Origin of the sequence: Flavobacterium sp., from assembly GCF_046296355.1 — a bacterium.
GTDB lineage: Bacteria > Bacteroidota > Bacteroidia > Flavobacteriales > Flavobacteriaceae > Flavobacterium.
In genome coordinates this window covers 24625-36927 of record NZ_JBKBLM010000031.1, presented here as the reverse complement: position 1 = coordinate 36927, position 12303 = coordinate 24625, and the positions used below count along the sequence as shown (strand labels likewise).

Genomic DNA, 12303 nt, shown 5'->3' with positions numbered 1-12303 from the left:
ATAGTTTAGCCGAAGCCGATAGAGTATTCTCAATGTTAATGGGTGACGAAGTTCCGCCACGTAGAGAGTTTATCGAGAAAAATGCGGTTTATGCTAAAATCGACGCGTAACTAGCCCCGATTGCAGTGGAAATCCTTTTTTAGTTTGTTCAGTATGACAAACTAAAAAAGATTGTAACGGAAAGCGGGATTAGCTTCAAAAAAAAGAAACAAACAACAAAATTAAATATACAAATGAAAGTTACGATTGTAGGAGCAGGAAACGTTGGGGCAACATGTGCCGATGCGATTGCTTACAGAAGAATTGCCAACGAAATTGTGTTGGTGGATATTAGAGAAGGTTTTGCTGAAGGAAAAGCATTAGACATCACGCAAACGCAAACCACTTTAGGGTTCAATACTAAAGTAATTGGAAGTACCAATGATTATGCAAAAACGGCCGGAAGTGACGTGGTAGTAATTACCTCGGGAATTCCGAGAAAACCGGGAATGACTCGTGAAGAGTTAATCGGAATCAATGCAGGAATCGTGAAATCGGTGGCAGAAAATTTATTGCAGAATTCACCTAACGCGATTTTTGTGATAGTTTCTAATCCAATGGACACGATGACTTACTTGACATATAAATCTTTGGGTTTACCGAAAAACAGAATCATCGGTATGGGCGGCACTTTAGACAGTTCACGTTTTAAAACGTATTTGTCTTTAGCGCTTGACAAACCAGCGAATGATATTCAAGGAATGGTAATTGGTGGTCACGGAGATACGACTATGATTCCGTTAACGAGATTGGCTTCTTATAACGGAGTGCCGGTTTCTCAATTTTTGTCGGAAGACGAATTGACAAAAGTAGCGGCTGACACTATGGTTGGTGGTGCTACATTGACGGGTTTATTAGGAACTTCAGCTTGGTATGCACCTGGTGCTTCGGTATCTTATTTGGTGGATGCTATTTTGAATGACCAACACAAAATGATTCCGTGTTCTGTTTATTTAGAAGGCGAATATGGGCAAAGCGATATTTGTATCGGTGTGCCTTGTATCATTGGTAAAAATGGTGTTGAAAAAATCGTTGACATCAACTTAAATGAGGCTGAAAAAGCTTTGTTTGCTAAGAGTGCCGATGCGGTTCGCAACATGAATAATGATTTGGGTTCTCATTTGGCATAACATTTTCAAATATTAAATTTTTAAAAAAAGATTGTACTATTATGTGCAGTCTTTTTTTTTTAAGAATAGATTTTTGCTTTTAATGACGAGACAGTTTTTATGTGAATAACAACAAGTTATATCGAATTCTCGATGAAAATATCGAATTCTAAATTAAATATTGTTTTGTACTACTAATGTTTAATTTTGTTATAATAATTAGCTTATGAAAATAAAATTACTCCTATTTTTTAGTGTTTTTTCACTTTTTTTAAATGGTCAAAATAAAACAATTGATAGTTTAATTTTGGAATTAAAGAAAGCTAACAGCGATATTGTTCGGTCAAAAATACTGAATAATTTGGCTAATGAGTATAGTACAAATAACCCCAAATTAATGCTGGATTATGCTAATAAAGCATTGAAATTATCCAGTAAAATAGGATTTAAAATTGAACAAGGAAATGCATATCACTACATTGGGAACGCAAATATAATTTTTGGAAATTATGCCAAAGCACTTGACAATTTTGCCAAAGCACAAAATATTTTTGAAAACGAAATACGCAACAGTTCCAATGAAATAGAAATTAAAAATGGTTTAGCAAGAGCTTATGGAAGTATTGGTTTCGTTTTTATGCAACAAAGTAATTATGCTAAAGCGTTGTCATTCAATTTTAAAGCGTTAAAAATATTTCAAGAAACAAATAACCTTGTAAAGTTAGCCGCTATTTATAACAATATTGGAGTTATTTATAAATCGCAAGGTGATTATTTTAAATCACTAAATTATTATGAAAAATGTTTGACTATCCAAGAAAAATTAAAGGATGAAAATATAGGTACAACGACTAACAATATTGGTTTAGTATATCTGAATCTTAAAGATTTTCCGAAAGGATTAGAATATTTTAATAAATCAAAATTGTATTTCAACAAATATCCAAATGCTTACGGATTAGCTCAATTGTATTATAATTACGGATTGTATTATAAAGGAATAAATCAAAACGAAAAAGCAGTTGATTACACCAATAAAGCATTAACCGTTTTTAATAATATTGAGAATAAATTTATGATTGCTGATTGTTATGCGCTCTTAGGAACCATTTATTTTGGACAAAGCAAACACAATTTAGCGCTAGAGTTTACCACAAAAGCTTTGGTTATTGCAAAGGAATTAAACATCTTAGATAAGATACAATCCTTTGAAAAATTATTAAGCGAGATTTATGAAAAGCAAAACAATCTAGCTGAGTCATTAAAGCATTACAAACTTTACAGTATTGCAAAAGACAGTCTTGCCAATGCCGAAACGGTAAAAAGTACTATCAGAGCCGAAATGAGTTTTGATTTTGATAGAAAGGAAATGTTGCAAAAGGAAGAACTGTTCAAAAAAGATTTGGTTTTCAAACAACAATCTAAATTGAACCAAATAAAAATTGCATTCGCTATGTTTCTTGTTTTGTTTGTTTGTGGTATTATGTTTTTAATTTACAATAAGTCGGTTTTAAAGAAAAAATTAACCCTTGAGAAAGAATTGGCTGTGTACGAACAAAAAGCGTTGCACTTGCAAATGAATCCTCATTTTATTTTTAATTGTTTGGGTTCTATCACAAGTTTTATAGTAAAAAATAGTACAGAAGCTGCTATTAATTATTTAGCAAAATTTTCTAAACTGATGCGATTAACTTTAGAATATTCTAAAGAAACCTTAATACCAATCGACAAAGAGATTGAGAGTTTGCAAAATTATCTTGAGCTGGAACAACTGAGATTTAATCATTCTTTTCAATTTCAAATCAATAAAGATTCAAATATAGATGATGATGTTGCCTTGCCGCCACTTTTGCTTCAGCCGTTTATAGAAAACGCTATTATTCATGGTGTAAATCCAAAAGTAAAAACAGGGTTAATTGTGTTAGACTTTACGATAGAAAACGACAGCTTAGTTTGTGTTGTTACTGATAATGGAATAGGGATAAATGTTTCAAAAGAGCTAAAAGATAAAAAGATTTCTATGCACAAATCAATGGCGCTAGATATTACCAAAAAAAGATTAGAAATGATGGAAACATCTACAACAAAAGAAACCAAAGTTTCTATAGAGCAAATTGAAGAAAATGGTCAAGTAAAAGGAACCAAAGCCATGCTTATTTTGCCTTTACAATATTTACCTAATTTATAATAAAAGTAATTTATAACAGATATGATTACAGCAGTTTTAGTTGATGATGATGTAAATTTAAGAGAAGGAATGAGAGGACTTTTGTCTATATATGCTCCGGATATTTCTATAATTGGCGAAGCCGAAAGTGTAGAAACTGGCGTAGAAATTATAAATAAAATCAAACCTCAAGTTGTTTTTTTAGATATTCAAATGAATGACGGAACCGGGTTTGATATACTTGAGAAGCTTTCTGAAATGAACGGAAAAGTAACCTCAAATATTGTATTTATTACTGCTTACGAACATTATGCCATAAAAGCATTTCGATTTAGTGCTTTAGATTTTTTGCTAAAACCGGTTATTCCAAACGAGTTGGAGAAAGTAATCGAAAAAATTAGAACCGTTTTAGAAAAAGATAGTGACTATTCGCATATTGATTTATTGTTAGAAAATATTCGAAAAGAAACTGATAATTTTAAACGCATTGCTTTGTCGAATTCAGATGGTATTCATCTCATCGATATATGTGACATTATCCGTTGTGAAAGCAATGATAATTATACCAATTTTATTATTAAAAACAGAAAACCTATTTTGATATCAAAAACGCTCAAGGAATATGAAGAGTTATTGACCGAACATGATTTTGTTAGAATACACCAATCGCATCTGATTAATTTGTCATTCGTAAAATCATTTGAGAAAAAAGAAAACGGTCTTTTGTTAATGTCTGATGATAGTTATTTGCCAATAGCACAACGAAAGCGAGTATTGTTAAACGGCATTTTATCAAAAAAATTAAATTAAAAAATAACGAATTTGCCTTTTTTGTCCCAAGTCAAACTTAAATAAAGTGAATATGAAAAATTTAATTTACCTGTTGCTTTTCCTGATAGTAGGAAATTTAAACGCTCAAGTGATTTCATTTGCAGATAATGATTTCAAATTAAAATTACTTGAAGCTGATGTAACCAATAATATTGCCAAAACCCTTGGTGGAAACAATATTAAGATAGATGCTGATAATAATGGTCAAATTACCGTTCAAGAAGTAGCCTTGGTTTATGAGTTGTTTATACCCAACGAAACTACAATAAACAGTATTGAAGAAATCATATATTTTGTAAATCTCACAAAGTTAGATGCTCAAAGCTGTGCTATTTCAGGAATTGTAAATCTTTCAAATTTGACATTTTTAGAACGTATTTATTTGAATAATAATCAAATAAATGAGATAGATATAGTTGGTTGTGTGGCCATGAAAGAAATAGTTTGTAATAATAACCTGATTCAGAAAATGGATGTGGCTACTTTGATAAATCTTGAAGTTCTAAATGTAGATAACAATCCAATTTTTCAAATATTTGCAAAAAACGGAGCCAATGAAACTATAAGTTTTAATGGCGTTCTTAATCAAAGTCTTAATTACATCTGTGCTGATGAAATACAAGTATCAAGTTTACAAGGTCAAGTAACTAATGGATGCGTAGTCAATTCTTTATGCACTAACACACCAGGCGGAAATTTCAATACCATTACCGGAACTTTATATTTTGATGCCGCAGGAAATGGTCTAGATGTTTCAGATTTGCCACATCCTTATGTAAAATTAAAAAGTATTTTGGGCAATGATGATAGTACAATATTGCAAACCGTAACGCAACAAAATGCAACCTATACTTTTGCAACTACAGAAATTGGTGGTTTTGATGTTTTACCTAGTGTAGAAAATCAAGATTGGTTCACCATAACTCCGGTAGCGGGCAATTTTTTAAATGCTAATAACAACGTTTTTAATCAAGATTTTTTGTTAGCACCAATAGGAGTCCATTCTGATGTAGAAGTCATGATAAGACCAATGTCTCAAGTGACTCCGGGTTCAAATGCGAGTTATGAAATTGTATTTAAAAACAAAGGGAATCAACTGCATAATGGTTTTGTTACTTTTGGATATGATGAGTCGGTGTTAGATTTTGTTTCTTCAACTGCATCGTTGGTAAATTCGGGAGTTGGTCAATTATCTTTGGCTTACAGTAACTTGCTTCCGTTTGAAACAAGAAGTTTCCAAATAGTTTTAAATATAAACTCATCTGTTAATAACAACGATGTATTAAATTACACTGTAAGTATTGATCCAAATAACGAAGATCTTACCACACAAGGAGATAATTCGGTTGTTTACAGACAAAATGTACAGTCTGTAATCCCAAACAGAATGAAATGTATTGAAGGAGATTTAGTTCCAGATTCTGAAATAGGTAAATACCTTCATTATGTAATTAATTTTGAGAATACAGGAAATCAAGTAGCAAGAAATGTTGTGATTAGTACTGATTTTGATGTTGCGCAATATGATATTAATTCTATTCAAATTTTAAATGCTACTAATGCTTTGAGCGTAAATGCTCAAAACCAAAATGTGAAATTTAATTTAAATAATGCATATGTAGGTGGACCTGGTGGACAAGGAGGTATTTTACTTAAAATAAAAACCAAAAGCAATTTGCCTACCGGTTCAACTGTAAATGCTCGTGCCGAGGTGTTTTTTGACTATGATGCTATTCAAGTAGCTCCTTTAGTTTCAATAACACAACTGGTTGAAACAACTTTTCAAGCACTAAGTGTCCCGGAAAATACTATTGATAAATCTGTAAAATTATATCCAAATCCCACTTCATCAAACCTCAATATTGAAGCGGATAGCCCAATTCAAGTTATTCAATTATTTGATATATATGGAAGATTATTGCAAACCAATTTGCTTGAAAGTGTTTCCACTAATATTGATTTGTCTCAAAGAGCGGCTGGTATTTATTTTATTAAAGTAACTACTGATAAAGGTCAAAAAACAGAAAAAATAATTAGAAATTAATCTCTTAAATACAATGAAATAGCCAACGAGTTTCTTGAAAATTTGTTGGCTATTTTTTTATTCAATAGTTGAACTAAGTACAGCTTTTAATTTTTCAATTTCTAAGGGTTTCAACAAAAAGTCATTAAAATAAAAATTATAATCGGTATTGTCTTTGGCTGAAATGTCGGCAGTAAGACCAATAATTGGCGTTTCTTTATTAAGATTTACCAAAGTTCTAATATTTTTCGCCGCTTGATATCCATCTAAAATTGGCATGTGAATATCCATTAGTATATAATCGTATTTAGTGGTTTGCGACTTTTCGGTTGCAATTAGCCCATTTACGGCATGATCAATTATAATTCCCCATTGTGACAAAAGTTTCTTAGCAACCATAGCATTAATAGCATTGTCTTCAACCAATAACACTGAAGTTCCTTTTAAATTTATTTCAGCATTTGCTGATTTGTTTATTTTGAATTCGATTGCTTTTTTTAGTTTTAATTCAAATGAAAAAGTAGAGCCTTTACCAAAAACACTATTTACTTTTATGTCACTTTGGTGAAGTTCAATCAGTTTCTTTGAAATAGATAATCCTAAACCTGTTCCATCGTTTTTGCGAGTGATTCCATTTTTTAATTGCGAAAAGGTTTCAAAAATAGTTTCAAGATTTTCTTTTTCAATGCCAATTCCCGTATCGGATATTTTAAATAAAACAGTATCTATTTCATCTTGCTTATCAAGAACATTTAAGGTTAATGTTACATTCCCTCTTTCTGTAAACTTAATAGCGTTATTGATTAGATTTCCAAGAATTTGAGTAATTTTTGTTTGATCAATAAAATAATTGTCATTAAGATCTGGATCGATAATTAAATTAAAATTTAATTTTTTATCATTGGTTTGAATTGTATATGAATTCCAAAAGTTTGTTATGTAATTTTTCAAGTTTGTAGTTTGAAAATCTAAGTCCAATTTACCGGAGTCTAACTTAGTGAAATCTAATATATCATTAACAATTTTCAATAAATGGTTACTCGAAAACTTTAACGAGTTTATTAATGTTTTATTCTCTTCATTTGCATTTTCGCCCAGTATTGAAGCTATAGTTAAAACTGCATTTAATGGTGTTCTTATTTCGTGACTCATCGTTGAGAGGAACTCTTTTCTAACCTTTGTTGCCTCTTCAGCTTTATTCTTTTTGGCTATTGCTTTAGTGTTTTCTTGTTGTTGTTCGGTTTCCTTTTGTAAGGTTTGCATCCGTAGAAGTAAATCATAGTTTTCTATGATTTTAAGATCCTTTGCGTTTAAAACACTATCTTTTTCTTTTAAATAAAGTTCTAAATATTCTAATGATTTTGACTCATTTTTTTCTTGCTTGAATAAATTATACATCAAAAAAAGAGACTTTATTTTTACAATCGAAATATTAAAAGTGTTGCATATATTTAATGATTTATCTAAATATATTTTTGAAATTTCCAGGTTGTTAATGTCAAAATATAACTTGGCCAATTTATAGTTAGCCATTGCTAATCCAAGATTTTCCCCCATTTTCTCATGGATGGCTATAGATTGCTTAAAATTTTCTATTGCCGAATCATATTTTTTTTGATAAAAATCAACCTTTCCTTTTCCATAAATGGCAAATGCTAATCCTCTCAAATCATTATTTTGATGCTTAATCGCTATAGATTTTTCTATGATTTCATTTGCGGCATTCAGTTGTCCATTTTTTAAATATATCCCCGATAAGTTATTATAAGCATTCGTTTCAAGGTTGGTATCTGCTATTTTTTTAGCAGCTTTAATGGCATTTTTATAACACTGGATAGCATTTTGCTCATCATTTATAAATTCATAAACTGTTCCTAGTGCTTTTTCACATTTTGAGATAAAATGATAATCATTGGTTTTTTTAAAAATTATTAGTGCGTCAACCAAATTAACGACACTCATTTGGTAATTATTTGTTTTATAATAAAACCCGGCCAAATTGTATTTTACCTCGGCAATACCGGTTTCATTTTTACTTTTTTCAAATAAAAAAATACTTTTTTGTGCAAGATTAAAGGACTCTTCATATTTTCCAATAATCATATAATATAATGAAAGTTGACTAAGAGCTTTAGCTTTTAAATCTTCAAACTTATTTTCCTCACACAAAACAAGAGCATTGTTGGCTAATTCAATACTTGATGATATATCATATATTCTAGTTAGATATGATTTTTCCAATAAAGAAGTGATTGTATTTTTTTTTTCAAGCATTGCCCCAATAAATATTAAATTTCACGTATTTTATGATTAGTTATAGTTCCAAAATATTGACTAAATATAGCCTAAAATATGAATTAATTCAAAATTTTAAAAAAAAGTAAATTAAAAGATGACTTTTTATTGTTACCCATATTATTCTATTTTGCACCTATATTATAGTTATTGCGATATTTGTAATGATGCTTTAAAGATGATAGCTAAACACTAGGAAAAAAATAGTTGATATTAATCATGAAAATATTGGTTAATCTTATCTATAATTATATATTTGCACGTTTCATAAAAAAGGGAATTGTTGTAAATTCAATACTTTAACGTATAATGTTTTGAATTTCAATAGTTTTTGCTTTATGTAAAACAATAACAAAACCAGAATTAATTAATTTTTAGTAATAATGCAGAATAAAGGACTAGTTAAATTTTTCGCAATTCTATTTGCATTGGTAAGTATCTACCAACTTTCGTTCACTTTTGTGGCCAATAAAGTAAAAAGCGATGCCAAAACTTTTGCAGGAGGAAATCCTGAGAAAGAAATCAAATATCTTGACTCGATAGGAAAAGAGAAAGTTTTTCTTGATTTTTTCACATACAATGATGTGAAAGACAAACAGATTAACAAAGGTCTTGACCTTGAAGGAGGAATTAACGTAATTCTTCAAATTTCGGTTAAAGATGTTTTGGTTCAATTGTCAAACAATTCGAAAAATCCTGCTTTCAACAAAGCGTTGGAGCAAGCCAAATTGAATCAAAGAGGAAATCAATCTTATTTAGATGCTTTCTTTGAAGCGTTTGATGCCAATAAAGGAACCACAAAATTAGCCTCTCCGGATATTTTTGCTAATAGAAATTTTGATGACAGTGAGTTGAACTTCAATTCTACTGATGCCGAAGTGCAAAAAGTATTGAGAAGAAAAGTTGACGAATCAGTAGAATCTGCTTTTGGAGTATTGAGAAGTCGTATCGATAAATTCGGTGTAACCCAACCCAACATTGCTAAGTTAGGCCAAACCGGTAGAATCTTAATCGAATTACCGGGCGCAAAAGACGTTGACCGTATCAAAAAATTAGTATCAAGTAAAGCAGAATTAGAGTTCTGGGAAACTTACAAAGCGGAAGAGTTAGGCGGGTTTTTACAACAAGCCAATGAAGCTTTGAAAGCTACAGTTAAAGTTGATGAAAAAGTTGAACTTGCAAAACCAGCAGATTCATTAAGCCAATTGTTGTCGGATAAAGACAAAGATTCTACTGCAACTAAAAAAGGAAACAATCCTCTAGTGGATAAATTTGTTTCTTTGGGCGGTGGTCCAATCTTAGCAATTGTTTCTACTAAAGATACCGCTACGGTTAGCAGCTATTTGAAAAAACAAGAAATCCGTGCTTTGTTGCCGGGTGACAAGCGTTTTGCCAAATTCGTTTGGGGTAAACCGGTTGTAAGTGTTGATGAAAAAACTAAAAAAGAATCAACTACAGTTGAATTATATGCCTTAAAAGGAAATAAAGATGATATCGCTCCTTTAGGTGGTGGTGTAATTGTAGATGCGAGAGATACTTTTGACCAAATGGGTAAACCTGCCGTTTCAATGCAAATGAATGGTGCAGGAGGTAATGTTTGGGAGAAATTGACCAACAATGCTTACACGCAAAAAGGCTATATTGCTATTGCTTTGGATAACGTAGTTTATTCAGCACCGGGTGTAACTTCGGGACCAATTGCCGGAGGAAGATCTGAAATCACAGGTAGTTTTGACGTGGCAGAAACCAAAGATTTAGCCAACGTATTAAGAGCAGGTAAATTACCGGCTACAGCAGAAATCATCCAATCAGAAATCGTTGGACCATCATTAGGACAAAAAGCTATTGATGCCGGTACAACTTCTTCTATTGTTGGTTTCTTATTGGTATGTTTATGGATGGTATTCTACTACGGTAGAGCCGGTTGGTACGCTAACGTTGCCTTGTTAGTCAACTTATTATTCTTATTCGGAATCTTAGCTAGTTTAGGTGCGGTATTAACATTACCGGGTATTGCCGGTATCGTATTAACTTTAGGAACTGCGGTAGATGCGAACATCATTATCTATGAAAGAGCTAAAGAAGAATTGCGCGAAGGTAAAACCCTTGGTGATGCGGTAAAAGCGTCTTACGGATGGAAAGGTGCGATGCGTTCTATTATTGATGCCAACGTAACTCACGTATTAACAGGAGCTATTTTGTTCATCTTTGGTACCGGACCAATTCAAGGTTTTGCTACCACTTTGTTAATCGGTATTTTCACTTCATTATTTACTTCCATCTTTATTGCCAGAATCTTTATCGATAAAGATATTGCGAATAATAGAAGTTTAACTTTCACTACGCCATTAACTAAAAACTGGTTCACTGGTTTCCATTTTGATTTCATCGGAATCAAAAAGATATCTTATATTTTCTCTACTGTAGTAGTGGTAGTAAGTTGTGTTTCTTTCTACTTTAACGGTTTAGATGAAGGTGTGGATTTCGTTGGAGGAAGAACTTTCCAAGTGAAATTTGACAAACCGGTTGAACCGACTCAAGTTTCTGAAGAATTATCGGCTGCTTTTGGAGTAGCTGTTGAAGCCAAAGTTTTTGGTGATGATGACCAATTAAAATTGACTACCAAATACAAAATCAAAGAAGACGGGGTAGAAGTAGATAAAGAAGTAAATGAAAAATTATTCAATACTTTGAAAAAATACTTCAATGGAGATTTGACTTACGACAATTTCATCAATACTTATGATGGAAAACAAGTAGGAGTTTTACAAGCGTCTAAAGTGGGTGCAGCGATTTCTGCTGATATCAAAACCAACTCTTTCTGGGCCGTTATCGGAGCCATGTTGGTGGTTGGACTTTACTTAGTAATTTCATTCCGTAAATGGCAATATTCATTGGGTGCGATTGCGGCAGTATTCCACGACGTTATCTTTGTATTAGGATTGTATTCATTGTTATACAAATACATGCCTTTCCACATGGAAATGGACCAACACTTTATCGCAGCGATCTTAACCGTTATTGGTTACTCGATGAACGATACCGTAATTGTATTTGACAGGGTAAGAGAGTTCTTGGCCGGTAATGTTAAAGGATCATTCAAAGATGTGGTAAACGCTTCGATTAATACTACTTTATCAAGAACAATCAATACATCATTAACGATGATTTTAGTATTGTTAATCATGTTCATCTTTGGAGGGGAATCTATCAGAGGATTTATCTTCGCTATGTTAGTGGGTATCGTTGTAGGAACTTATTCTTCCTTATTTATCGCGACACCAATTTTAGTGGATACCATCAAGAAAAAAGACATCGAAGAAATCGAAAGTCGTCACAAAGGAGAAGCCTAGTCTTTTCTATACAGATAAAAAAAAGGGTTGTCAATTTGACAACCCTTTTTTTATTAAACTCTTTTAATTATTCTTTAGTTTCGATAATGTTTTTTAAAACTGCTTTATCTGAATAATTGATTACTTCTATTGTTATTTCTTTTGCTTTCTTGTTTTGGCCGTAGATAACATATTTTTTTCCTCCTTCGGTTGGGATGTTACTTTTGTCAAAATCTACATCGCCGTGGGTCAGTATGTTTTTGATGTCGGCTTTATCGGCTAAACCTTCACTCATTTGCTTGGTTGCTATAGAATCGAAGTGGAAAGGTTTGTTTCTAAGGTCATTTAAGACTCGGGCATTTGGGAAGTAGTTGCATCGTGTATCTTTTCCGCTAAGTACCATAGCAACAAAAAACAACCCGATGACAAATCCCACTAAGTAGTAGGCTAATCGTTGGTAAAATTTCATATGTGATTAATTTTTTGGCAAAAGTAATCAATGTTCGA

Annotated in this window: 7 protein-coding genes; 5 read left to right on the top strand and 2 right to left on the bottom strand. The window is 31.9% G+C overall.

Going from position 1 to position 12303, the window contains the following annotated elements; translation table 11 throughout:
* The first annotated feature begins 233 nt into the window (after positions 1 to 233).
* The 4 genes from mdh (at position 234) to ACK4HO_RS11100 (ending at position 6190) form a co-directional block, all read left to right on the top strand.
* Positions 234 to 1169 (top strand): malate dehydrogenase, encoded by a 936-nt coding sequence (gene mdh / locus ACK4HO_RS11115; protein ID WP_409665817.1) that lies wholly within the window; start codon positions 234 to 236, stop codon positions 1167 to 1169.
* A 205-nt stretch (positions 1170 to 1374) separates the two neighbouring features.
* Positions 1375 to 3336: a tetratricopeptide repeat protein gene (locus ACK4HO_RS11110; RefSeq protein ID WP_409665816.1), complete on the top strand. Its 1962-nt coding sequence runs from the start codon at positions 1375 to 1377 to the stop codon at positions 3334 to 3336.
* Positions 3337 to 3357: 21 nt separating this feature from the next.
* A complete protein-coding gene (locus tag ACK4HO_RS11105; RefSeq protein WP_409665814.1) occupies positions 3358 to 4125 on the top strand; it encodes a LytR/AlgR family response regulator transcription factor in 768 nt (255 codons plus the stop codon).
* A gap of 52 nt (positions 4126 to 4177) precedes the next feature.
* A complete protein-coding gene (locus ACK4HO_RS11100; protein ID WP_409665813.1) occupies positions 4178 to 6190 on the top strand; it encodes a T9SS type A sorting domain-containing protein in 2013 nt (670 codons plus the stop codon).
* A 57-nt stretch (positions 6191 to 6247) separates the two neighbouring features.
* On the opposite strand, the gene ACK4HO_RS11095 is transcribed toward ACK4HO_RS11100, so the two are convergent.
* The gene (locus ACK4HO_RS11095; RefSeq protein WP_409665811.1) at positions 6248 to 8443 is read right to left on the bottom strand and encodes an ATP-binding protein; all 2196 of its coding nucleotides are present in this window, start codon (positions 8441 to 8443) and stop codon (positions 6248 to 6250) included.
* A 404-nt stretch (positions 8444 to 8847) separates the two neighbouring features.
* Here ACK4HO_RS11095 and secDF point away from each other — a divergent pair, with 404 nt between their 5' ends.
* Entirely contained in the window at positions 8848 to 11817 is a 2970-nt protein-coding gene (gene secDF, locus ACK4HO_RS11090; RefSeq protein ID WP_409665809.1) for a protein translocase subunit SecDF, read from the top strand.
* Positions 11818 to 11884: 67 nt separating this feature from the next.
* Here the strand turns inward: secDF and ACK4HO_RS11085 are convergent, their stop codons facing one another.
* Complete coding sequence (locus ACK4HO_RS11085) at positions 11885 to 12265, bottom strand: DUF4258 domain-containing protein (RefSeq protein ID WP_409665807.1); 381 nt, start codon at positions 12263 to 12265, stop codon at positions 11885 to 11887.
* Positions 12266 to 12303: the final 38 nt, after the last annotated feature.